Raw genomic sequence first — 24,086 nt, forward strand, 5'->3', positions numbered from 1 at the left:
TTCATCAGTGGAAGCGCCGGAGTCTTCGGTTTCGTCAGAGCCACTGTCCCCGGAAGGAGCAGAAGAGGAGTCCTCAGCGGAATCCTCTTCGTCAGTGGAGGCGCCGGAATCCTCGGTTTCGTCAGAGCCACCGTCCCCGGAAGGAGCAGAAGAGGAGTCCTCAGTGGAATCCTCTTCATCAGTGGAAGCGCCGGAGTCTTCGGTTTCGTCAGAGCCACTGTCCCCGGAAGGAGCAGAAGAGGAGTCCTCAGTGGAATCCTCTTCATCAGTGGAGGCGCCGGAGTCTTCGGTTTCCTCAGCGTCCCCGTCTCCGGAAGGAGCGGAAGAGTCTTCATTGCTGCTATCTTCAGTGGATTCTTCTTCGTCTGTTGAACTTCCGTCATTTTCTGCTTCATCCGCCGTATTCGATTCGTTTGTGTTTTCATCGGAGCTATCATTGCTGTCATTGCCTGATGGCTCCGAAGAGTTATCCTCAGATTCCCCCGGGCTGTCGCCGGAAGAATCTTCAGAAGAGGAATTATCCCCGCCTTCGTTTTCGTTATTTTCATCTGTGCTGTTTTCTTCATTATCACTGCCGGAGTTGTCGCTTGTGTCCTGGTCTTCAGAGTTTTGATTTTCATTATCGTTGTTTGAAGAACCATTACTGCCGGTATTTTCTTCAGCGTCATCATTGCCCGAGTCATTATTGTTGTTTTCTGAGTCGCTGCTGTCTGAGTCTTCGTTGCTTCCAGAATTGTTATTGCCGGAGTCATTGTTGTCGTCAGAATTATCATTGCTGTTATTGTCGCCATCGCCATTCGAACCGCTGACGTCAGCTCCGCTGGAATCATTTGATTCCCTGCCGTGAGTATCTACGGCGCGGACAGTATACTCGCCGTTTCCATCAGTATCAAATTCTGTGGTTTCCCGGTCGATTACATTGTCAACTTCGTCGCCGTCATTAAAGATACGATAGCCGATCACATCATTATCATCGGAGGCTGACCAGGTGAGGGTTCCGCCATCATTAGAGACTCCAGTCACACGGGAAGGGTCCCTGTTATTTTCAGGAGCATCTTCATCTGGAACAATATTATCCCAATCGTCCGGCAGATACTCCTGAATCTCTTCTTCATCGCCGTCCAAAAGGTATTCGTCATTTAAAGAAATGCCATCTTCCATAAATTCAGAAGGAGTATCATCGTACCCAGGGTAACGATCTCCGTCGATGGTTACATATTCAATTTCTTCGAGACTGTCATCCTCTTCAGTAGGAGCGAATTCTTCATTGAGAATATCTTCATTCACCAGATCTGCTTCTTCACACAAATCGGTAGGCTGTTGACCGGAGAGGCCGCATATTTCTTCTGTAGATATGCCATCCGGTTCAGAGAATGTGTCCCCAGTCCCGATTAAATCGTCCTCCGTGTCGGAAGCGGCATTCATAATATCGGCCCAAATCTGCTGAGTTCTCTGCGAATAAGAGAGCCCCTGCGCATCTTCAATGCCAATCTGTTCATTATACCCAAGCCACAGGCCGAAGGTTACGTTGGGATTATAGCCGACGAACCAGGAGTCGATCTGATTATTTGTCGTACCTGTCTTTCCGGCCCAGTCACCGTCAATATTCAGACGATCGGGAAGAGAGCTTGCAGTACCGTCTGATCCTAATACGTCACGAAGAATATCTGTAATAAGGAAGCTGGTCTGCTCCGAAAAAGGATTGGTGGATTCTTCTTCATGTTCGAAAACAGCTTCGTCTGTACTGTCGGTAATAGAAGCTACCATGTAAGGTTCATGATGTTCTCCTCCGGCAGGAAAGGTCGTAAACGCGCTTGTATTTTGTTCTACACTTACGCCGCGGCTGAGTCCGCCGATGGCAGTGGAAGAAGAAATGCCGTTTTCGACCACATTGCCCATACCAAGATCATTAAGAGCTTCTTCTCTGGTCGATTCGTCCAGCATGTCAAACACCCGTACTGCCGGTATGTTTCGTGATTCGGCTAAAGCACTTCTGGCGTCGATAAAGCCTTCATACTCTCCGTCAAAGTTATTGAGCTCGTCATCGTCTCCTCCGTATTCGGTAGGAATATCGAGCAGCGTCTGTCCGGGATGCAGAAGGCCTTCTTCAATGGCGGGGCCATAATCAAGCAGCGGTTTCATGGTTGAGCCGTTCTGCCTGCGCGTCTGGGTAGCGTAGTTTAATGAACTTGTTTCAAAATCACGACCTCCGACGAAGCTTAAAATAGCACCGCTGTTATTTTCAATCATCATACCGCCGACCTGCTCTGCTTCGCCCTCTTTATCGGGGCCAAAGTAGTCGTTGCCATCTACAGCTTCCTGCATAGCGTCATAGGTGTCTTTGTGAACCGTCAGTTCAATATCATACCCGCCTTCAGCAACTTCCCGGCCTGCTTCCTGGTTATATTGCTGAATGGTTTCCTGACGCTCTTCGTCTGATAAATTTTCTAATTGAACGTCGTCTTCGGCAAGCATTTCTTCGCGCATAATCCTTGTAGCTCTGCGCTGAGCTTCATTAATCAAATAAGGGTATTCCTGTGCTACTTCTTCTTTTGGTTCAGCAAGGTTGTCGCGAATATCGTAATCCATTGCTTCATCATATTCTTCCTGGGAAATGGACTCTACTTCGAGCATATTGTTTAAGACTTCATCTTTCCTGTTCAGCCCTTGAGAGAGGTCGTCTTTTATTTCCCCGTTACTTTCAAATGGAGTGTAGGTGTAAGGGTTTTGCGGGAGTCCGGCAATGTAGGCGGACTGGGCCACGTTCAGTTCAGAGGCGTCAACGCCAAATATTCCCTGGGCGGCTGCCTGGGCCCCTGCGATATTTTCCCCATTGGCATTACGGCCGAATGGAACGATATTCATATAAGCCTGAAATATTTCATCTTTCGAAAAGTACGTTTCCATTCTCATCGCCAAAGCGACTTCTTTCGCTTTTCTTTCAAAGGATACTTCTCTGGTCAACAGCTGGTTTTTAACGATCTGCTGGGTTAAAGTTGACCCTCCCGTTTGAGTGGAAGAGTTCGTTACCTCCTGGTATGTAGCGCGCATTAATGACTGGGGATTAATTCCGTTGTGATCATAAAAAGCCCTATCCTCTGTTGACAAAAATGCGTCCTGCAGGTTGGTTGAAACGTTATCGAGTTCTACACGCTGTCTCTCCAATTCTGAAGGCAGCTCTCCCAGTTCCTCTCCGCTGGCAAAATGGACGGTGCTGTTCTCGGCATAGCTATATATTGATTCCTGCATTTCTTCCTCCGTGTAAGCTTCCTGTCCTTTAACCAAGGAAGCGAAAAAGCCTGCACCGATTGACCCAATAAATAAAAAAGCTAAAATAAAAACAATAAACAGGGTGAGAAATGAAAGACCAACAACGCGTAAGGTGTTTCTAGAGCTTGTTTGGTCGTGACGCCCCATAATTATTACGATCTCCCTTCTCTATGTAGCTTTGTCTTTGGATTCATACATTGACAGTGTTGAAAGTCTTGTGCTAAAAATAAAAGAAGTGCAAACTTGAAAACAAACTATAACATACAGCTATGAAGGATGAAAGTAACCATAGGACCTACAGTCACAGAGAGTCGACGTTAGCTGAAAGTCGAACTGCAGCCTTTGGCGAATTACACATCCAGAGCTCCTTTCAGATCTTTGATTAAAAAAGGTCTGAAACGGTGTAATGCATCGTTATCAACATGAAGCCGGGAAGCTCATGCTTCCAACAAGGGTGGTACCGCGGTCATCATCGTCCCTTTTCGTTTTTCGAAGCGAAGAGGGACTTTTTTATGTACCTACACTTATATATCCAAGTTTAGTGCGTTTTTAAACCAGAAAGGGGAAAGTTATGGGCATTTGGGAGGAATTAGAAGAAAGAGGACTTGTGAATCAGGTAACAGAAAGAGAGGGACTTAAGAATCAGTTAAACAACGGTCAGCTCCGTTTTTACTGTGGATTCGATCCTACGGGAGACAGTCTTCATATTGGTCATCTGCTGACTATTATTTTAATGCGCCGGATGCAGCTGCACGGGCATCAGCCAATTGCTCTTGTAGGCGGTGGCACAGGAATGATTGGGGATCCGAGCGGGAGAAACGCAGAACGCTCCCTGAATGAACCAGAGATTGTGGAAGGTTTTTCACAAAAAATCCGCACTCAGCTTGAAAAATATCTCGATTTTGACGGGGCGTATGGTGCAGAAATAGTAAACAACCATGACTGGCTTGGAAGCATGACTCTCATCAGCTTCCTTAGAGACTTTGGGAAGCATTTCAGTGTCAATTATATGCTTGCGAAAGAATCGGTGGAATCCCGTATTCAGGAAGGCATTTCTTTTACGGAATTCAGCTACCAGATAATGCAGTCAATTGATTTTTACTACCTCTACAAAAATCACCAGTGTACGCTTCAAATCGGCGGCAGCGATCAATGGGGCAATATTACTGCCGGTTTAGAGCTGATTCGTCGTCTTGAATATGAAGACGAGGAAAAATCCCCTGCTTACGGTATGACAATCCCGTTAGTAACCAAAGCCGACGGCACGAAATTTGGAAAAACAGCCGGCTACGCGATATGGCTCGATCCTGAGAAAACATCTCCATACGAAATGTATCAATTCCTGCTTAATACGGATGATCGTGATGTATTAAAGTTTATACGCTACTTCACGTTTATTGATCATGAAGAAATGAAAGAGCTTGAAGAAAAGATGCAAACAGTGCCTGAAAAAAGAGAAGCCCACCGGAGGCTGGCACAGGAAATCACTTCGTTTGTCCACGGCGGGGAAGCACTGAATCAGGCTGAAAACATTACGAAAGCTCTTTTTGGCGGAGGCGAGCTGACAGCACTGACAGCAGATGAAATAGCCCAGGGTTTCAAAGATGTACCATCGTACACGATGGAAGCAGAAGAACAAAACCTGGTGGATCTTTTAGTTCAAGCGGGAATAGCAGGTTCAAAACGACAGGCCAGGGAAGATGTACAGAACGGTGCTGTGTATATTAATGGTGAAAGAGAACAGAGTACAGACAAAACTGTAGGGAACAATGATTTAATTGACGATCAATTTATCATTATGCGCAGAGGTAAAAAGAAATATTTTCTGATTTTAAAAAACAATGGATAAAACCGGCTGAAAAAAGCCGGACAAACATAAAAATCCCGTGCAGATCGATATCTGCACGGGATTTTTACTATTAACGAGAGTAGTACTCAACGATTAGTGCTTCGGAAATTTCCGCAGGAAGCTCAGAACGTTCAGGGTAACGACTGTACGTGCCCTGAAGGTTGTCAGCATCAAACGTGAGATATTCCGGAACGAAAGAATTAGCTTCAAGTGCGTCCTGGATAGCGCTCATGTTGCGGGATTTTTCACGAACACTGATGGTTTTTCCTGGCTCTACGCGGTAAGACGGGATATCTACACGATTACCGTCTACAGTGATGTGGCCATGGTTGACCAGCTGGCGTGCACCGCGGCGGGTGCGGGAAAGACCGAGACGATAAACAAGGTTATCGAGACGGGATTCAAGCAGAATCAGGAAGTTTTCGCCGTGTACACCAGGCAATTTGCCGGCGATGTTAAATGTGCGCAGGAATTGGCGCTCATTTAAGTTGTACATGAAACGAAGCTTCTGTTTTTCCTGCAGCTGAACACCGTATTCGGATAATTTTCTGCGCTGCGTTGGACCATGCTCTCCCGGCGGATAAGGACGTTTTTCGAGTTCTTTTCCTGTACCACTGAGAGAGATGCCGAAGCGGCGGGACTTTTTCCAGGTTGGACCTGTATAGCGTGCCATAATGGCATCCTCCTCTATTAAAACAAATTTTGGTATAAAAACACTGTTGGCGAATCTCCCGTCATGCTCATTTTGCCCTCGTATGTCTTCGCCCCGACAGCTAGGGGTTACGCAACACACCTTGCTGAAAGCAAGGAGCAAAATGGAAAGCACATGCAAGGCTTGCCCAGGCTGTCTTTTACACAACCGTCATTATAACTTCTGGCTGATGGCAAGTCAATATGTTTAGACCGGTAAGATTTAAATAAAATTAATGGAAAATTTCCGGAGGAAATAAAGAAGCCAGGCAAGCATAATTTAAGCTTGCCTGGCAGGACAGCGAACTGGAGAAGGTTACGTTTTAGCTGAAAACAGCCCGTGTTCAATTTCATCGGCAAACTGACGAAGGAAAGACTCTTCCTGTTCAGAAAAGCGGTTCAGTACAGGGCTGTCAATGTCGAGCACGCCGTACACCTTCCCCTCAGGGGTGAACAACGGAACAACTATTTCTGACTGGCTGGCAGCATCACATGCGATATGGCCCGGAAAGGCGTGCACATCCTCCACGCGAACCGTCTGCTTTTTCTCATAAGCCGTACCGCAGACCCCTTTGCCAGGGGTGATGCGGTTACAGGCAGGCAGCCCCTGGAATGGACCGAGAACCAGTTCATTTTCTGTATCGTTCCAAATATAGAAGCCGACCCAGTTTACGTCGGTCAAAAATTGATTAAGCAAAGCGGAGGCGTTGGCCAAGTTGGCGGTTTGGCTGTTTTCGTCTGAAAATAATGCTTTCGCCTGCTGACATAATGTATGGTAGCTTTTCTCTAAAGATGAGTCATAAGAAACTGGTTGAAAAGACATGAAGATCCCTCTTTCATTATCGTAGTTGCTCCCCTGCAAGAGCTGAAATATCGTTACTGCCTGCGAGCAGTCCCGAAGAGGCGTGGGCATCGGAGCCGTATACAAGCGGTATCCCCATCTTTAATGCTGATTGTATTACCGAGGGATGCGGGTACGGCTCGAGGCACCGTTCTTTGATTGTACCGGCACCGTTCACATCAAGTTCAAACCCTCTGGATTTAACCTCCTGCAAAATAGCTTCAATAGCATTTTGATCAAGAAAATCATATTCGTAATTTTTATGAAACTTTCGAATAAGCGTCATATGCCCGATCCTGTTCGGTGCGTATTTTCCAAGGTGAGTCTGAGCAGAGCGGAGAACGGCACTATAGTACAATTCCGCCGCTTTTTGCGGTGATCCGCTTAGACGGACGTAGCGGTCAAAGTGATCAGGTGAAAAATCTATACATATATATTCACTGTTTATTTTAATGAAGTGAGAGGAAAGAATGCAATCCTCGAGCTCAGGACCGTACGTGTTCATAAACTGTTCTGTATTTTTCTCAAATCCTTCAATAAAATCCACTTCGAGTCCTTTTTTAATGGAAATATCGCTATGGTATTCTGACTGAAGGTCATTTAAATCATGGAGATACTGATCGAGCTGCGCAAGCGGCATGGCACTGTCTTTATCCGGCACAGGATCTGTAAAACCCTTAGGAAGAGGAGCGTGCTCGGTGAAACTGATCGTTTTTATTCCGTTTTTGATACAAGCCTCAATATAGTCGTGAAACGAGTCTCTGCTTCCATGCGGACAGAAGGGGGAGTGAATATGGCCGTCACGAGTAATTGTCATAGGTATAAACTCCTTGTTTTGTGGAAAATATTATTAAAATACGGTTGACGAAATTAAGAAATAAGGAAAATGGATTTTCTCGAAATTTTCTTTATCGTCATATAACAATCACTGCGTTTACATGTTATCATAAGTTAGAGCAAACATAGTTGAAAAAATATTTTGAGTACATTCGTGCACATAAAGTATGAGATAAGTATAAGTAACCCATAACGTGTAAATTATTGAAAACAAGGATGCACAGCGGGGAAAACTGGAGTGAGGAATTTGGCGACAACAATTGTAATTATAGTTCTGGTTATCATTATCGCCGCGTTTGTCATATACGGAGCATGGGGACGCAGACGCATTTACCGGGAAGTAGACCGCCTGGAGGATGCAAGGGCAAATATGGCGGACCAGCCTGTAGCTGAAGAGATTGCGCGGGTCAAGGGCATGACAATGTCGGGAGAAACAGAAGAAAAGTTTGAATCATGGCGCAAGGACTGGGACGAAATTGTGGGCAAGCATCTGCCTGATATTGAAAAGGCTCTTTATGATGCGGAAGAAAAAGCAGACAAGTACAAGTTTAGTCAGGCTTCAGAAATCGCTGCTGCTGTAGATACGCAGCTCGCCAGTATCGAAGAGGAGATCAGCAATATATTTCTGGAAATAGAAGAGCTGGTACATAATGAATCTGATAACCGTCGCGGCATTGAAGAGTCGGAACAGAAATATGAAGATATAAAACGGTTTGTTTCTCAGAACTGGCACACGCTCGGCAAGACAGCCCCGCTTTTTGACCAGCACATGCGTGACCTCCAGTCTTCTTTTGAAGCTTTTTATGAAGCGGTGGAGCAGGGGAATCAATCTGAAGCCAAACAGCTCAGAGAGAAGCTCGATGAAGATTTGGAACGTGAAGAAGCATCGCTCTATGCCGTCCCTGATATGCTTGCAAAAGTACGGCGGCGTCTGCCGGAAGAATGGAAATCCCTGCGCGCCGGGCTGTATGAAATGGAAGAGCAGGGATACCCCATGGATGCTTTTGCATTTGAACAACGACTGAACGAAAACGAAGCAGAAGCTGAACAACTGCAGACGCGGATTGAAAATCTGGACCTTGACGGGGTTGCAGAACGCCTTACTGAAATGGATGCCTACAATGAAGAAGTGTACCGCATTCTTGAAGAAGAAGTGGAAGCCCGTGCCGAGGTCGAACGTCTGCTGCCTCAGGTTCATGAAGGCAGAGAACAGTTATCCACGAGGATGCAGACGCTGTTAGTGGAAAAAGAATTTATCGAAGCCAACTATCGGATTCCATCGGAAACAGACCATTTGATTGCTTCATCAAAACGACAGGTTGATGGAATTAGAAAGAGCGTATTACAATTGCAGGAGCAAAAAGAAAACAAAGAACATTCCTTTACGCATATTGAAATGGAACTAAAGCAAATTCTTGAGAAACAGGAAGAAGTTGAGTCGGGAATTCTGGAAGCTGAGAACCAGCTCGGCGTACTCCGAAAAGATGAAACACAGGCAATGGAAACGCTCGAAGAGCTGAAACGCCAGAACCGCATCGAAGAAATGAGAATGCAGCGTACAAGGCTGCCTAAGCTTCCGCCAATACTTTTGAATGAAAAAGAATCAGCGGATGATAAAATTGCCCATGCCGCTGCGGCCCTTTCTGAAACGCCACTTGAAATGTCGCAGGTGCGTGAAACGGTAGCTCAGGCAGAAGAGAGTGTGCGCACTGTTTCCACAATGCTTCGGCGTATGGAAGAGCAGGCGTTGATGACTGAACGTATCATCCAGCGAGGAAATTTATACCGGAGCAAAGAGGCTGAACTCGATCAAAGCCTGAAAGAAGCAGAAAGTGCTTTTCGCAAAGGCCAGTATGAGCATGCCCTGCAGGTGGCTTCATCATCTGTGCGGAAAATGGATGACCGTTTTGTAACAGAAGTTCTGCAGGAGTCTGACATGCAGCTGACAGAAGCATAATCGACAAGCAAATAGTTAAGAAGCCTGAACTCAGGCTTCTTTTTTATGATATTAGTGAATGCTGGGAGGAATTTGAAAATGTATTTTGATAACAGCGCGACCACCCAGCCATACGAGGAAGTGCTGAGTGCATACAGGAAAGCGTCCGAAAGTTATTTTGCCAACCCTTCTTCATTTCACCATAAGGGCGGTGAAGCTGAACGCCTGCTTGAATCTGCGAGAAGCCAGATCGCCCGGGAGTTAAACGTGGAACCGGAGCGCTGCTTTTTTACGAGCGGTGGTACGGAAGGAAATAATATGGTATTAAAAGGAGTCGCAGAGGCGAGAAAAAATCTTGGTCGTCATATTATAACAACGGCTGTGGAACATCCATCAGTAATGGAAACCTGTGTCCACTTAGAAGAAAAAGGGTATCGGGTAACATATCTGCCGGTTGGCAGGGACGGCCGTATAGTTACAGAGGATTTGACTAAGGCATTGGAGCCGGATACTATCCTTGTTACGATCGGTCATACAAACAGTGAAACCGGTGCAATACAGCCTGTTGAGGCGATTGGAGAAATACTCTCTTCCCGCACTGATATTTATTTTCATACGGATTACGTACAGGGTGCGGCCAAAATTCCATTAAATATTGAAAAAGCGGGCCTGGATTTTGTTACGGTATCCGCTCATAAATTCCATGGATTGAAAGGTGCGGGACTGTTGTATAAGCATCCAAGAACGGTGCTTGAGCCTTTAATACACGGGGGCGGTCAGGAAAGCGGGGTCCGTTCAGGAACAGAGAATACAGCAGGTGCTGCAGCTATGGCCAAAGCACTTCGTCTGGCAAAAGAAAGCTATGCTGCAAACAGCAGCAGAATTGAAGAAATCAAATTGTGGACCGCGTCACGGCTGCAGGAAAGCGGTGGAGTGATTAACTCTCCTTTTTCCGGGGGATCTCCGTTCATATTAAATATTTCCTTCCCCGGAATAAAACCGGAAGTACTCGTTGAAGCGCTCGCGGAGAGGGGAGTTTCAATTTCCACTAAAACAGCATGTGCTTCTAAAAACTCGGAGCCATCTGCCGTCGTTTTAGCTGCTACGGGAGAGCGGAAACTTGCAGAAAGTGCTGTGAGGGTAAGTTTCTCTGCAGATACAATGAAAGAGGAAGCCGCTCATTTATGCAGCATCTGTGAAGAAGTGCTGCCACAGTTGAAAAAGGTTATGGAGGAACAGCAATGAGAGAAGAATATTTATTAATTCGCTTTGGTGAACTTGCTTTAAAAGGAAAAAACCGAAAAGAATTCGAACGGCAGTTAAGAGAAAACATTGATCACGCGGTAAAGGATTTCCCTCACTGTGAAGTACGGCGCACCTATGGACGTATTGCGATTAATCTGCTGGGGGAACCTGCTGAAGAAGTCATTAAAGCGGTGAAGCCGGTGTTTGGAATTTCCTCCATCAGCTATGCGAGAAAAGCGGATTTATCGGAAGAGGAGATCCAGCAGACGGCCTATCAAATGTTTTCGGAATATAAGGATAGAAAAACTACGTTTAAGGTGGAAGCAAGAAGGTCCAATAAAGACTTTCCTATTCATTCCACGAAGCTCGCTCCAAGCGTCGGAAGTTATATTCTCCATCATACCGAAGGCGTCGGGGTGGACGTGAAGAATCCAGAAGTAACCGTGGAAATTGATGTTCGCGAGCAGGGGGCCTATGTAAGCTGCGGACGTATTAACGGGGCGGGGGGACTGCCGACAGGCACTGGCGGAAAAGTAGTCAGTATGCTTTCCGGAGGCATAGACAGTCCGACCGCTGCATATTTAGCCATGAAGCGTGGAGTAACGATTGAGGCAGTTCACTTTCACAGCCCGCCTTATACAAATGAGCGGGCGAAACAAAAAGTGGAAGATATCGCCCGGGTTCTCAGTCAGTTTGGAGGGAGTATCAATCTTCATGTGGTACCATTTACCCGTGTTCAGGAAGCTATCCGAAACAGGGTGCCCGATGACCATACGATGACGATTACACGAAGAGCGATGCTTGAAATAGTAACCAAAATAGCGGAGAAGGAAGACGCCAAGGCAGTAGTAAATGGCGAAAGCCTGGGACAGGTAGCTTCCCAGACGCTTGAAAGTATGAACGTTATCAACGAAGTCACGAGTGTACCGGTGCTTCGGCCGCTGATTGCCATGGACAAAGAAGAAATTATCAGCATCGCTAAGCGTATAGGCACCTATGATATTTCTGTGCGACCGTATGAAGATTGCTGTACTGTGTTTCAACCGGCCAGTCCTGCCACTAAACCCAAAATTGGTTTAGTCTATAAATATGAAAAACGTCTGGATAAAGAGGAATTGTTTAAAGAAGCGATAGCTGAAACGAAAGTGATTTCTGTATCTAATGCAAAAAGTGGAAATGAAGAGTTTGAAGACCTTCTCTAAAGAGCTTTTTTCATTTGTGCAAGTGGTATAAAATGGAATTTCGGAAGAGTTGAAACAAAACGGGAAGTCGTCCGTAAAAAGGAGAGGCGGTTAATGCTGTGAAAACACTTTGGTATAACGGAAATATTTATACGATGAAAAAAGAAAAAGAAAAGGTCGAGGCAGTTTTAACCTCGGAGGGGACGATTGAAAAAGCAGGAGTGCTCGCAGAGATAGAAAAAGAACTGCAAAATGCTGCTGTCCGCCGGGTGGATTTAAACGGAAGCGCGATGTACCCTGGTTTTACAGACAGTCATTTACATATGATCGGGCTGGGGGAAACGATGATCCAGCTGGATCTGTCAGAGTGCACCTCTGCAGAAGAAATGGCTGCACTGATTAAAGAGAAAACAAAAGAAGTGCCCGCAGGTGAATGGGTCATTGGGGAAGGATGGAACGAAAACAATTTCCCGGACCGGAAAATTTTCCACCGGGAGGAGCTTGATGATTTAGTGCCCGCTCATCCATTGCTGCTGACACGGATATGCCGACACGCCGCATTGGTTAACACACGTGCCCTCGATGCTGCAGGTATCGATAAAGATACTCCGGACCCGGAGGGCGGCATCATTGTTAAATCAAGGAATGGGGAGCCTACAGGCTATTTGCTCGACCAGGCTGCCGACTTAGTAAAAAATGAAATTCCAGAGGTGTCCGAGGAGTATCTACAGGAGGCACTTGGAAAAGCGGTGAGTCATATGCATCAATGCGGACTGACTGGCGGACATACGGAAGATCTTAATTACTACGGCGGGTTTACGAGGACATTGAACACATTCAGAAATATTTTGGCCGCCACTTCATTTCGGGCGCATCTTCTCGTGCATCATGAAGTGTTTCCGGACTTTATACAGCAGGGTCATACGTACGGTCTTCTTGATGAAGGTCTGGAACTCGGCGCTATGAAAATATTTGCAGATGGAGCACTGGGGGGACGTACCGCCCTTCTCAGCCATCCCTACAATGATGCCCCTGAAACAGCGGGTGTTGCTATCCATTCGAGAGAAGAACTGAAACAGCTCGTGGCAGAAGCCAGAAAAGAAAATATGCCGGTGGCTGTTCACGCTATTGGCGATTTAGCTTTGGAATATGTGATAGATGCTTTAGAAGCCTGGCCGGTGCCAGAAGGGGTGCGGGACCGGATTATTCACGTCCAAATTGCGAGGGAAGATTTGGTGGAACGGCTGAAGGCGCTGCCGGTAGCACTCGATCTGCAGCCCCGGTTTGTGCTTTCGGATTTCCCGTGGGTCGAAGAGCGTCTCGGCAGAGAAAGGCTTCGTTATTCCTTCGCCTGGAAAACACTCCTCGATCAGGGAATCATCTGCGCGGGGAGCTCAGACGCTCCTATTGAATCTGTAGACCCGAGAACCGGAATTTATGCGGCTGTCGCCCGGAAAAACCCGGGGGAGATGCACAACGGCTATATGCCGGAAGAAAAACTAACTCCTTTTGAAGCCGTGGAGCTTTATACTGGAGGCAGTGCCAGAGCGATCAGCCGTGAACACGATCTGGGGAGAATTGCTCCCGGGTATAAAGCGGACTTCACGGTGCTCAGGAAGGATCTTTTTCAAATAAAGCCGGAAGAGATTTTAACAGCCGAGGTGGAAGCGACCGTGGTAGGGGAAGAAGTCGTGTTCATGCCCGAGGAGAGCAGAATCAAAATTAATATTGAAGCGGAGGAATTATGATGAATGCAAAAAGGTGGTTTGCTTTATTAGCGGCAGCGGTGCTTCTTATCGTTTCGCTTGGCGCCCAGACAGCTTTTTCCTTGTGGAATACAGTTTCGAACCAAGCGCAAAATCAGCAGAATCAGGAGGACATAGTGAAAGAGGGCTCTTCAGACAGCCGGATAGCAATGCTTGATGTAGAAGGCACCATTCAATCCTCGGGCGGCTCCGGTGCTTTCTCCGGGGAAGGCTACAACCATGATGAATTTCTGAGTAATCTCGAAGAAGCCGGGTCGAGCGCAGATGTAGACGGTATTATTATTAATGTAAACAGCCCTGGTGGAGGTGTGGTTGAAAGTGATGAAATCCACGACGCCGTCGTCGAAGTACAGGAGGAAGAGAATAAACCTGTATATGTTTCGATGGGTAATACGGCTGCTTCCGGCGGCTACTACCTCGCAGCCCCAGCGGATAAAATAGTTGCCCATTCAGCGACTATTACCGGTTCGATAGGCGTGATTATGTCTTCCCTGAACTACTCCGAGCTGGCTGAAAACCTGGGCATTGAAGGCGTGAACATAACGAGCGGAGAGTTTAAAGACATGGGATCTCCTACGGAAGAAATGACAGAAGAAGATCGGGAAATCATGCAGGGCATCGTCGACGACATGTATGAAGATTTTCTGCAGGTTGTAATAGATGGAAGAGGATTTAGTGAAGACGAGGCAAGGGATTTAGCTGATGGCCGTATTTATACGGGTGAGCAGGCGGAAGAAAATGGACTGATCGATGAACTTGGGACTTCAGAAGACACTATTGCAATGATGGAAGAAGATCTTGAACTCGGAGACGCTACTGTAGAGCGCTACACTTCGGAGGGATTTAGCTGGCAGTCGCTTCTGCAAAATTCCGTCCAGGGATTGTTCATTTCTGATGAGAAGCTGCTGGGACTCCAGGAACTGCTGAAGTCAGTCGGAAGCGACAGTCCGCGGCCAATGTATTTGTATGAAGGATAGGAGGGATAATGATGACCACAAATGGCGGCTATCCGGAAGACCCTAAGAAAGTGGAACAAACAGTGCCGGAAGGAAACAACGAGAATGCTGGCTCTCTGTCCGGCTCAGCAGATAAGCAAAATGCCAATGAAAGAAATGAAACGAAGGAAGAACTATTCGCAGGGTTTTGGATGCGCTTTTGGGCGTACCTTACTGATCTGATTATACTTTTTTCCTTAAACGGGCTCCTTCTCTCTCCTTTCTATTTTACGGGACAAGGAGAAATCTGGGGATTCATCACATTGTATGCCGTCTTTAACGCAGTGATCACCTATGGATATTTTTTACTGATGACAAAATTTTATGGGCAGACGCTTGGTAAAATGATTTTCGGTTTGAGAGTAGTCCGGGTGAACCGGGAAAAGCTAAAATGGTCCGATATCATTTTCAGGGAAATCGTTCTACGGTTTGCCTACCGCAGCCTGGTTATTACAAATCTGGCATATATCGTAGTAGCCTTTACACCACAAAAGGCTGGTATTCATGATATGATTGCGGATACGAGGGTCATTCATACAAGAAAATGATGCCCGGAACAAAAAGTGAAGGAGGAGTAAGATGACAGCAGTAACGTTTAAAGAAAAACCGGTGACACTCGTGGGAGACAAAGTCGAATCCGGAGAATACGCTCCCGATTTCACTGTACTTGCAAATGATATGAGCCCGGTATCACTAAGTGATGCCTCAGGCAAAGTAAGGCTAATCAGTGTAGTGCCATCTATTGATACAGGTGTCTGCTCACAGCAGACACGGAAATTCAACGAAGAAGCTGCTTCGCTTGAAAATGTGGAAGTATGGACTATCAGCTGCGATCTTCCTTTTGCACAGCGGCGCTGGTGTGCAGCAGAAGGAATTGAAAATGTCCATGTACTTTCCGACCATAAAGACCTGGACTTTGGCAAACAGTTTGGTCTGGTAATGGATGAAATGAGACTGCTTGCCCGTTCAGTGATCGTCGTAGACAGCGAAGGAAAGGTTTCCTATAAGGAAATTGTTTCAGAAGGAACGAACCATCCTGATTATGAAGCGGCAATCAACGCAGCCAACAATACACACTAATGAAGAAAATGGCGCCTGCAAAGGCGTCATTTATTGTGTGTGCAAGGCTGGAAAGTAATCGGGTTTTTCCGTTTTCATTACTTCTCTTTAAAGAGCACATCTGCTATACTGACGTATTGTAAAGTGAGAGTGGTGAAGCATTACGCTGCAGAAGGAGGGCGTGTCATGGACGAAACGACACCGGTTGAACAGCTTTTTGAATTGCTGGATGACCTTACGAAAACGATACAGCAGGAACTGAGTATAACGTATTTGGAAGCGATAGCCGAAGCCGGGGAGGATATCTTTCAGGGGACGGTGGTGCAGCGCATATCTGCAGAAGAAAAAGACCGTTTGGAGCAAAGCCTGGAAGAAAAGATGCCTGAAGCGATGGAGCAGGAGGATATTCGCAAAGCGTTTCAGCTCGCCCTGATTAAAGGAATGAAGCAGTCCGTGCAGCAGCATCACGCTATTACACCGGACGCTGTTGCTATTTTCATGGGTTATTTAGTAGACAAGCTGATGAATGGCCGTAATGAATTTGTTATTGCGGATCCGGCTGTAGGAACAGGTAATCTTTTATCAGCCGTATTAAACCAGCTGTCAGAAAAAAATATCGAGGCGTACGGTTCGGAGGTTGACGAAACGTTAATTAAAATTGCCTATACGCTGGCGAATCTGCAGGAGCATGCTGTTCAGCTGTTCCATCAGGACAGTATCGAACAATTCGGTGCGGCAGATCCGGATGTGGTCATGAGCGATCTTCCGGTCGGCTACTATCCGAAAAATCAAATTGCCGAATTGTACCAGCTCGGAAGCACGGACGGACAATCCTATGTGCATCATTTGCTTGTGGAGGGCATGATGAACCGGCTGAAACCGGGTGGTTTTATGGTGCTTCTCATTCCAAACAACCTGTTTGAAGATGAAAAAGCAGCGGAGCTTCAGGCATATGTAAAAAGACATGCGCATACGCTCGGTCTTCTTCAGCTGCCGGAAACGATGTTTCAGGCCAAAGAAGCATCGAAAAGCATATGGATGCTCCAAAAGAAAAGTCCTGATGTAAAACAGCCGGGGCAGGCGCTATTGGCAGAGCTGCCATCATTCAGCCGCCAGGAAGCGCTCCAGGATATGATGAAGCGGATCAACGACTGGTTTGTGCAAGAAGGGTTTATCAATAAATAAAGAGAGTAATTATTAGGAGTGGAGAACGAATGTCTACCATTATTGCTATTAATGCGGGGAGCTCCTCGCTGAAATTCCAACTGCTGCAAATGCCTGAAGAAACAATTATTACTAAAGGGGTCGTGGAACGGATCGGTCTGGAGACTCCTTTTATTACCGTAGAGGTACAGGGAGAAAAGAAAACAGAATATCCTTCGCTGCAAAACCACGAAGAGGCTGTAAAAGCCCTGTTGGATTCGTTAACAAAGTACAATGTCATTACCGATGTTAATGACATTGAAGGAGTAGGCCACCGGGTAGTTCACGGGGGCGAAGCATTCTCTGATTCTGTATTGATTACAGACCAGGTACTCAGCGAACTGGAAAATGTAAGCGAGCTTGCTCCGCTGCATAACCCAGCTAACATTGTCGGCATTAAAGCGTTTCGTGATATTCTCCCGGATGTTCCATCTGTAGCCGTGTTTGACACAGCGTTTCACCAGTCGATCCCAAAAGAAAAGTATTTATACGGTGTCCCTTATGAGTACTACGAAAAGTACGGTGTGCGTAAATACGGCTTTCACGGAACCTCCCATAAATATGTCAGTCAGCGGATGACAGAGTTAATGGATCGGCCGGAGAATGATCTGAAAATCATTTCCTGCCATATCGGCAACGGTGCCAGCATCACGGCGGTGGACCACGGCGCTTCTGTCGATACGTCGATGGGCTTCACCCCGCTTGCAGGGGTAATGATGGGCACACGTTCCGGCAACATTGATCCGGCCCTGATCCCATATTTAATGGAAAAAACCGGTCAGACAGCTGCAGAAGTTATTGACACCTTAAATAAAAAGAGCGGCCTGCTTGGCGTAAGCGGAGCATCCAGTGATTTCCGCGATGTCGTTCAGCAGGCAGGGGAAGGTAATGAAAGAGCCCAGACAGCGCTTGATATATATTTGACGCGGATGCATAAATATATTGGTACCTATGCGGCCAGTATGAACGGCGTCGATGCAGTTATATTCACTGCCGGTGTAGGGGAAAACAGCGCCCTAGTCCGTGAAAAAGTAATGGAAGGCCTTGAATTTATGGGCATTCAAATTGATAAAGAGAAAAACGGCGAGGCTTCGGGAGAGGCGTTTATTCAGACAGATGACTCCCGTGTGGCTGTCGCAGTGGTCCCTACGGATGAAGAAGTAATGATTGCCCGGGACACAGTCCGGCTCGGCCAGATTCAATAAGTCAGACTCAACTCCTGTTTCGATGAAGCAGGAGTTTTTTACAGAATATATGATATTTCTGCATATATTCTCTGGATAATGGGAAAGAAGGAGTAACAGTACTTTGAAAGGGGACAGATTTATGCAAACAGCCGAAATGCGCTGCAAACTTCCTGTCTCAGCATTAGCGGAGCGCTGCGATCCGCGCATGTTTTCCTTTCACACAACGAAAGAATTAACAGATAGAACTCAGGGAATGATTGGACAAGAGCGTGCAGTGAAAGCTATGGAGATGGGTTTGGAGATTCAGGATGAAAATTATCATATGTTTTTAACCGGAGCAAGCGGGCTTGGGAAAACGACATATGCCCGAAGAAAAGCAAAGCAGGCAGCAGAAAAAAGGCAGGTGCCGGCTGACTGGATTTATACATATTCTTTTGAGGATCCCCGGCGGCCGAGGGTGATGAGCATCCCCGCCGGAATGGCTGAGCCATTTGCTAAAGATATTAAAGAATTGATTGAGGACCTGCAGGAAGAGATTGCTGCGACACTTCGCAGTAAGTCCTTTGAGCGGAAAAAAGTATCTATGGCAGAAAAGCATGAAAAAGTGATTAATGAGCATTGGGAAAAGCTTGAAGAGGAAGCCGCGGCAAAGGGGTTTGCTCTTGAAAAAACAGAAGAAGACATCGTGGCGGTGCCTCTTAAAGAAGACGGTGACCCTCATAGTGACGAAAGCTATAATGAACTTTCAAAAAGCCGGCAGGATTACATCATGGAGGAATCTCAGGCGATTACCAGACAGGTGAACGACTTTTTGAGACAACAGCAGGTGGCGAAGCGTATTTTAAGACGCCAGCTCAGGGAAGCCGACGAGCAGATGGTTCAAGCGTCCATTCAGGGCTTTATATCGACTTTAAAAGATGAATATATCAATGAAGACTTACATAATTTTCTTTCGGATATGGAAAAGGACGTTATTCAGCACTGGCAGGAATTCCTCCCGGCAAAAGAAACCCAGGAAGGGCGTCCGGCCGCATCGAACTTTTCGTTCCGCCGGTATGAAATTAATATTTTGGTGAATAACAGCGGTAATTCGGGGGCGCCTGTCATTTATGAGTCCCATCCGACATACGTCAACCTGTTTGGAAAGGTAGAAATTGGCCGTAATGGAGGTTCGCCGGTGGACTTTTCCCACATCAGAGGCGGCGCTCTTCACCGGGCGAATGGCGGATTCTTAATCCTTCATGCCGCAGAGCTGATGTCGCATCCATTTGCATGGAAAGCATTAAAAAGAGCCATGCGGCTTGGCTATATCCGGCTCGAGACGCCTTATGAGGACTCTGATATATTTGCCAGTACTTACCTTGAGCCCGAGCCCGTGCCTTTTCAGGCGAAAGTGCTTCTTGTCGGTACGAATGCTTTATACCAGAAGCTGCAAAAAGAAGATGAAACCTTCCGCAAGCTTTTTAAAGTGAAGGTGGATTTTACTACCACCATGGAGCGGACAAAAGAAAATATATGGCAGTACGCGACTTTTCTGGCCTGCTTTTGTGATAACAAACGGCTGCGTCCTCTGACATCGGAAGCAGTCGCAAGGCTTGTTGATTACAGCACCAGGGAAGCAGGTCACCAGCGTAAGCTTTCCATTAAATTTCACGAAGTGACATCTCTATTGATTGAAGCGAATTATTGGGCGGCGCAGGAACAGTCAGCCATAATTGAACAAGAGCATGTGCACGCTGCCTTAAAAGAAACGAATTACCGTTCGGCTCAGCCGGAAGCAGCCATTCATGAAGCAATTGAAGACAGAACAATCAATATTGCAACGAACGGAGAAAAAATTGGCCAGATTAATGCGCTGGTGGTAGCCCACACAGGAGATTATTCATTTGGTTATCCGACCCGTGTCACGGCGCGTACATATGCCGGCAGCGGCGGTATCGTTAATATCGACAGGGAATCGCAGCTTACCGGAGCCTTTCATACGAAGGGCCTTCATACACTGACAAGCTATCTGCAGGCGGAATTTGCAAGTGACCGGCCTCTCCCGCTTGCGGCAAGCATCACCTTCGAACAATCCTATCATTTAGTGGACGGGGACAGCGCTTCAAGCACAGAACTGTACGCGCTCCTTTCTTCTCTGGCAGAGGTACCGCTCCGTCAGGACATTGCTGTAACCGGGGCGGTCAATCAGTTTGGTGATGTGCAGGCGATTGGAGAAGTGAACGAAAAAATTGAAGGCTTTTATTATGTATGCAAGAAACAGGGCCTCACAAAAACCCAGGGGGTAATTATACCGACGCAGAACATTAAGCATTTGATGCTTCGAAACGAAATCAGGCGGTCCGTGGAAGCAGGTGATTTCCATATCTGGGCGGTGGATACTGTAAAGGAAGGCATGGAAATACTTATGAGTGAACATGCCGGTGAAGTAGGAGAAAATGGATTTTACGCTTCTAATACTGTTTACGGTAATGTGCAGCAGCGGTTAATGGAAATGGTAGAAAAACATCAGGAATAAATGCAGCAGAGAGGCCCGGGCAGGCGTCTCTGCTTATTTGTGTATGCCTCCGCCTGCTTAGCAGAAACATTCAACACTGATTATGATTCGTGCATGCACATACACCGAAATGCATGATATTGGGCAGATAACGCATAAAATATCAAAAAAATAAATTTTTATACTAAAAAATTGTATTTTCCGGTTGCAAATTCTTTGCGGGCTTGTTAAAGTAATGAAAGAAGTTGAATACAGTAATCATAAACAAAGGCGCTGGTCCTTTTAATTTTTTCAAAACGATGTATAAAAATAATTAATCAAGTATGAATATTCAATTATAATCTGGAGGGAAATAAGAATGGCAGACAAAAAAGTAGTTCTCGCTTATTCAGGCGGGTTGGACACATCAGTAGCAATCAAGTGGTTGAGCAGTCAAGGGTACGAAGTGGTAGCAGTAGGACTTGACGTAGGTGAAGGAAAAGATTTGGAGTTTGTAAAAAATAAAGCACTGGAAGTAGGGGCGGTACAGTCATATACGGTAGATGCAAAGAAAGAATTTGCCGAGGATTTCGTACTTCCGGCCCTTCAGGCACATACGATGTATGAACAAAAATATCCGCTCGTGTCTGCGTTGTCACGGCCGTTGATTTCAAAGAAGCTTGTGGAAATTGCTGAGCAGACAAATGCTGATGCCGTAGCGCATGGCTGCACGGGTAAAGGAAACGACCAGGTAAGATTTGAAGTAAGCATTCAGGCTCTTAATCCGGATCTTGAAGTACTCGCCCCGGTCCGGGAGTGGGGATGGTCGAGAGATGAAGAAATTGCTTATGCGAAAGAAAATGATGTTCCTGTTCCGGTAAACCTCGATAATCCATATTCTGTTGACCAGAACCTCTGGGGCAGAAGCAACGAATGCGGTGTTCTTGAAGACCCGTGGGCTACACCGCCGGAAGGCGCGTATGATCTGACGAACCCGCTCGAAAAAACACCGGACGAAGCAGATATCGTCGAAATTGAATTCAAGCAGGGCAAGCCGGTGGCACTTAACGGCCAGGCCTATGAACTGCAGGATTTGATTTTGGAGTTAAACGACGTTGCCGGTAAGCACGGTGTGGGCAGAATTGATCACGTGGAAAACAGAATGGTTGGAATTAAATCAAGAGAAATTTACGAGTGCCCGGCAGCTATGACGCTGATTCAGGCGCACAAAGAGCTTGAAGATCTGACGCTTTCCAAAGAAGTAGCACACTTTAAGCCGGTTATTGAGAAAAAATTGAGTGAAGTGATTTATGAAGGACTGTGGTTCTCCCAGGTACGGCCGGCTCTTGAAGCGTTTTTGAAAGAAACACAGACTAATGTGACAGGTATTGTACGGGTGAAATTATTTAAAGGCCATGCTATCATTGAAGGAAGAAAATCAGACTACTCCTTGTACAATGAAAATCTGGCTACCTACTCAACACACGACGAATTTGATCATAATGCAGCTGTCGGATTCATTCAGCTGTGGGGTCTGCCTACCAAAGTACAAAGTGCAGTTAACAAGAAAGGTGTTAATGTATGACCAAACTGTGGGGCGGGCGCTTTACAAAACAAGCGGAAGAATGGGTGGATGCCTTCGGGGCATCCATTCCTTTTGACCAAAAACTGGTGGAAGAAGACATCCAGGGAAGTATTGCGCACGTACATATGCTGAAAAATCAGGAAATTATCACTGAAGAAGAAGCCTCCGAAATCCACCGCGGCTTGAAAGCGGTACTTACCAAAGCAAAAAATGGAGAACTGGAGTATTCGGTGCAAAATGAAGATATTCACTTAAATATCGAGAAGTTTTTAATTGATGAAATCGGTCCGGTAGGGGGCAAACTCCATACAGGACGGAGCCGGAACGACCAGGTGGCCACAGATGTTCATCTGTATGTGCGAAATCATACATACACCGTTATGAATTCCATCCGGGCTCTGCAGCAGGCACTGCTCCTGCAGGCAGAGGAGCATGTGGAGACCATTATTCCCGGCTACACTCATTTGCAGCGGGCCCAGCCTATATCCTTCGGCCATCACATGATGGCTTATTTCTGGATGCTTGAGCGGGACTACGGGCGCTTTGAGGACAGCTTAAAACGCACGAACATTTCTCCTCTTGGGGCGGGGGCCCTCGCCGGTACCACGTTCCCTATCGACCGCAGGCAGACTGCAGAAGAACTCGGCTTTGACGATATTTACCAGAACAGCCTGGACGCAGTAAGCGACAGAGATTTTGCCCTGGAATTTATGAGTGCGGCCTCTACGGTCATGATGCATTTATCAAGATTGGCCGAAGAAATGATTTTCTGGTCAAGCCAGGAATTCCAGTTTATTGAGCTCGATGATTCCTTTGCGACAGGAAGCAGTATTATGCCTCAGAAGAAAAATCCGGACATGGCAGAGCTTATTCGTGGGAAAACCGGGAGAGTATACGGTAACCTGATGGGTCTGTATACGCTTTTGAAGGGGCTGCCGCTTGCGTATAACAAAGATATGCAGGAGGACAAAGAAGGACTGTTTGATACCGTGCGGACGCTTGAAGGATCTCTGGACATTTTTGCGGGAATGGTGGAAACAATGGAAGTCCATACGGAACAAATGGCGGAAACAACCAGCAAAGACTTTTCCAATGCGACAGAACTGGCGGATTATCTTGCTGTTAAAGGAGTTCCGTTCCGGGAAGCCCATGAGATTGTCGGCAAGTTAGTACTCGACTGCATTCAGAACAACAAGTATCTTATGGATCTTTCCATGCAGGAATTTAAAGAAGCTAATGAAGCATTTGAAGAAGACATTTATGATGTTTTAAAGCCAGAAACTGTCGTGAGCCGCAGAAACAGTGAAGGCGGCACCGGCTTTGAACAGGTGCGTGCTGCAATCGCACAGGGCAAAAAAATAATAAACCAAGCGTAATAAGCACTGCTTCTGCCCCGTCCAGAGTGACCCTCCGGACGGGGCTTTTTTGGGCGCGGAAGGGCCTGCCGCCTGCAACACCAATAGAAAGCCCCGCATCCTTAAGGATACGGGGGACTTTACCGGTTCTTATTTACGTACAATTAAGACGTCACATTTTGCGTGGCGGGCAATGGCTTCAGAGACGCTGCCGATAAACACACGTTCAACAGCATTCAGGCCTGTAGCCCCGGTGATGATTAAATCTGCTTCATAGTTTTTGGCCAGCTCACGCGGGATCTTTGTTTTTGGAGAACCGAACTCCAACGAGGAGACGACGTCAGGGACTCCTGCATTTTTTGCTTCTGCTGTGTAGTTCTCGAGCAGTTCGTTGCCATATTCTTCTGCTCGTGCAATAATAGTACGGTCATACCGTTCCATTGTAGCGAATGTTCTTGTGTCAATAACATGAGAGATGATTAGTTTCGCCTGCTGCTCCTGTGCGATCTCAACAGATTTTTTGAACGCTGTTCTGGATTCATCTGAGCCGTCGACGGCAACAATAATAACTTCGTATCTACTCAATGCCATCCTCCCCTTCTGTCGTAGGA

18 protein-coding genes and 1 other annotated feature are annotated in these 24,086 nt (G+C 46.5%); of the genes, 13 read left to right on the plus strand and 5 right to left on the minus strand.

The features are described 5' to 3' along the window. Positions 1 to 3,417, minus strand: a 3,417-nt coding sequence (locus ACTRXI_RS07845; RefSeq protein ID WP_474261882.1) for a transglycosylase domain-containing protein, incomplete at its 3' end; no start/stop codon positions are given. A gap of 113 nt (positions 3,418 to 3,530) precedes the next feature. Continuing rightward, positions 3,531 to 3,753: a binding site (T-box leader), on the plus strand. An 88-nt stretch (positions 3,754 to 3,841) separates the two neighbouring features. Here ACTRXI_RS07845 and tyrS point away from each other — a divergent pair. After that, entirely contained in the window at positions 3,842 to 5,119 is a 1,278-nt protein-coding gene (tyrS, locus tag ACTRXI_RS07850) for a tyrosine--tRNA ligase (protein ID WP_474261883.1), read from the plus strand. Positions 5,120 to 5,189: 70 nt separating this feature from the next. Here tyrS and rpsD read toward each other — a convergent pair whose 3' ends face one another. From rpsD to hisJ, 3 genes are all read right to left on the minus strand, one after another. Continuing rightward, positions 5,190 to 5,792, minus strand: a complete 603-nt coding sequence (gene rpsD / locus ACTRXI_RS07855; protein WP_022793076.1) for a 30S ribosomal protein S4 — start codon at positions 5,790 to 5,792, stop codon at positions 5,190 to 5,192. Between the two features lie 333 nt (positions 5,793 to 6,125). Further along, positions 6,126 to 6,632, minus strand: a complete 507-nt coding sequence (locus ACTRXI_RS07860; protein WP_474261884.1) for a GAF domain-containing protein — start codon at positions 6,630 to 6,632, stop codon at positions 6,126 to 6,128. Between the two features lie 16 nt (positions 6,633 to 6,648). After that, positions 6,649 to 7,467, minus strand: a complete 819-nt coding sequence (hisJ, locus tag ACTRXI_RS07865) for a histidinol-phosphatase HisJ (RefSeq protein ID WP_474261885.1) — start codon at positions 7,465 to 7,467, stop codon at positions 6,649 to 6,651. 267 nt (positions 7,468 to 7,734) lie between these two features. On the opposite strand from hisJ, the gene ACTRXI_RS07870 reads away from it, so the two are divergent. The 12 genes from ACTRXI_RS07870 (at position 7,735) to argH (ending at position 23,496) form a co-directional block, all read left to right on the plus strand. Continuing rightward, entirely contained in the window at positions 7,735 to 9,444 is a 1,710-nt protein-coding gene (locus ACTRXI_RS07870; protein WP_474261886.1) for a septation ring formation regulator EzrA, read from the plus strand. A 78-nt stretch (positions 9,445 to 9,522) separates the two neighbouring features. Then, positions 9,523 to 10,668 carry a cysteine desulfurase family protein gene (locus tag ACTRXI_RS07875; protein ID WP_474261887.1) on the plus strand — a complete coding sequence of 382 codons (1,146 nt, stop codon included), beginning with the start codon at positions 9,523 to 9,525 and terminating at the stop codon, positions 10,666 to 10,668. Next, positions 10,665 to 11,870 carry a tRNA uracil 4-sulfurtransferase ThiI gene (thiI, locus tag ACTRXI_RS07880; RefSeq protein WP_474261888.1) on the plus strand — a complete coding sequence of 402 codons (1,206 nt, stop codon included), beginning with the start codon at positions 10,665 to 10,667 and terminating at the stop codon, positions 11,868 to 11,870. Before ACTRXI_RS07875 ends, thiI begins: the two co-directional genes overlap by 4 nt. 98 nt (positions 11,871 to 11,968) lie before the next feature. Further along, positions 11,969 to 13,597 (plus strand): amidohydrolase, encoded by a 1,629-nt coding sequence (locus ACTRXI_RS07885; protein WP_474261889.1) that lies wholly within the window; start codon positions 11,969 to 11,971, stop codon positions 13,595 to 13,597. Next, the gene (gene sppA / locus ACTRXI_RS07890) at positions 13,597 to 14,592 is read left to right on the plus strand and encodes a signal peptide peptidase SppA (RefSeq protein ID WP_474261890.1); all 996 of its coding nucleotides are present in this window, start codon (positions 13,597 to 13,599) and stop codon (positions 14,590 to 14,592) included. Before ACTRXI_RS07885 ends, sppA begins: the two co-directional genes overlap by 1 nt. Positions 14,593 to 14,600: 8 nt before the next feature. Continuing rightward, positions 14,601 to 15,158, plus strand: a complete 558-nt coding sequence (locus tag ACTRXI_RS07895; protein ID WP_474261891.1) for an RDD family protein — start codon at positions 14,601 to 14,603, stop codon at positions 15,156 to 15,158. A gap of 31 nt (positions 15,159 to 15,189) precedes the next feature. Further along, a complete protein-coding gene (tpx, locus tag ACTRXI_RS07900; protein WP_474261892.1) occupies positions 15,190 to 15,690 on the plus strand; it encodes a thiol peroxidase in 501 nt (166 codons plus the stop codon). A gap of 165 nt (positions 15,691 to 15,855) precedes the next feature. Then, on the plus strand, positions 15,856 to 16,854 hold the full coding sequence (locus tag ACTRXI_RS07905) for a class I SAM-dependent methyltransferase (protein ID WP_474261893.1): 999 nt from the start codon (positions 15,856 to 15,858) through the stop codon (positions 16,852 to 16,854). Positions 16,855 to 16,883: 29 nt separating this feature from the next. Continuing rightward, positions 16,884 to 18,077, plus strand: a complete 1,194-nt coding sequence (locus tag ACTRXI_RS07910) for an acetate/propionate family kinase (RefSeq protein WP_474261894.1) — start codon at positions 16,884 to 16,886, stop codon at positions 18,075 to 18,077. Positions 18,078 to 18,198: 121 nt separating this feature from the next. Next, positions 18,199 to 20,577 (plus strand): Lon protease family protein, encoded by a 2,379-nt coding sequence (locus tag ACTRXI_RS07915; RefSeq protein WP_474261895.1) that lies wholly within the window; start codon positions 18,199 to 18,201, stop codon positions 20,575 to 20,577. Between the two features lie 337 nt (positions 20,578 to 20,914). Then, positions 20,915 to 22,120 (plus strand): argininosuccinate synthase, encoded by a 1,206-nt coding sequence (locus ACTRXI_RS07920; RefSeq protein ID WP_322526553.1) that lies wholly within the window; start codon positions 20,915 to 20,917, stop codon positions 22,118 to 22,120. Further along, positions 22,117 to 23,496: an argininosuccinate lyase gene (gene argH / locus ACTRXI_RS07925; protein WP_474261896.1), complete on the plus strand. Its 1,380-nt coding sequence runs from the start codon at positions 22,117 to 22,119 to the stop codon at positions 23,494 to 23,496. The genes ACTRXI_RS07920 and argH overlap by 4 nt, the downstream gene beginning before the upstream one ends. A 129-nt stretch (positions 23,497 to 23,625) precedes the next feature. On the opposite strand, the gene ACTRXI_RS07930 is transcribed toward argH, so the two are convergent. Beyond that, entirely contained in the window at positions 23,626 to 24,066 is a 441-nt protein-coding gene (locus ACTRXI_RS07930; protein WP_091614868.1) for a universal stress protein, read from the minus strand. Positions 24,067 to 24,086: the final 20 nt, after the last annotated feature.

This window comes from Marinococcus sp. LNHM4E3-1 (genome assembly GCF_056034405.1).

What these genes read in the sequence shown, in the direction of transcription:
- tyrS (WP_474261883.1), top strand. Translation starts at nt 3,842, where the DNA reads ATGGGCATTTGGGAGGAATTAGAAGAAAGAGGACTTGTGAATCAGGTA.
- rpsD (WP_022793076.1), bottom strand. Translation starts at nt 5,792, where the DNA reads ATGGCACGCTATACAGGTCCAACCTGGAAAAAGTCCCGCCGCTTCGGC.
- ACTRXI_RS07860 (WP_474261884.1), bottom strand. Translation starts at nt 6,632, where the DNA reads ATGTCTTTTCAACCAGTTTCTTATGACTCATCTTTAGAGAAAAGCTAC.
- hisJ (WP_474261885.1), bottom strand. Translation starts at nt 7,467, where the DNA reads ATGACAATTACTCGTGACGGCCATATTCACTCCCCCTTCTGTCCGCAT.
- ACTRXI_RS07875 (WP_474261887.1), top strand. Translation starts at nt 9,523, where the DNA reads ATGTATTTTGATAACAGCGCGACCACCCAGCCATACGAGGAAGTGCTG.
- thiI (WP_474261888.1), top strand. Translation starts at nt 10,665, where the DNA reads ATGAGAGAAGAATATTTATTAATTCGCTTTGGTGAACTTGCTTTAAAA.
- sppA (WP_474261890.1), top strand. Translation starts at nt 13,597, where the DNA reads ATGAATGCAAAAAGGTGGTTTGCTTTATTAGCGGCAGCGGTGCTTCTT.
- ACTRXI_RS07895 (WP_474261891.1), top strand. Translation starts at nt 14,601, where the DNA reads ATGATGACCACAAATGGCGGCTATCCGGAAGACCCTAAGAAAGTGGAA.
- tpx (WP_474261892.1), top strand. Translation starts at nt 15,190, where the DNA reads ATGACAGCAGTAACGTTTAAAGAAAAACCGGTGACACTCGTGGGAGAC.
- ACTRXI_RS07905 (WP_474261893.1), top strand. Translation starts at nt 15,856, where the DNA reads ATGGACGAAACGACACCGGTTGAACAGCTTTTTGAATTGCTGGATGAC.
- ACTRXI_RS07910 (WP_474261894.1), top strand. Translation starts at nt 16,884, where the DNA reads ATGTCTACCATTATTGCTATTAATGCGGGGAGCTCCTCGCTGAAATTC.
- ACTRXI_RS07915 (WP_474261895.1), top strand. Translation starts at nt 18,199, where the DNA reads ATGCAAACAGCCGAAATGCGCTGCAAACTTCCTGTCTCAGCATTAGCG.
- ACTRXI_RS07920 (WP_322526553.1), top strand. Translation starts at nt 20,915, where the DNA reads ATGGCAGACAAAAAAGTAGTTCTCGCTTATTCAGGCGGGTTGGACACA.
- argH (WP_474261896.1), top strand. Translation starts at nt 22,117, where the DNA reads ATGACCAAACTGTGGGGCGGGCGCTTTACAAAACAAGCGGAAGAATGG.
- ACTRXI_RS07930 (WP_091614868.1), bottom strand. Translation starts at nt 24,066, where the DNA reads ATGGCATTGAGTAGATACGAAGTTATTATTGTTGCCGTCGACGGCTCA.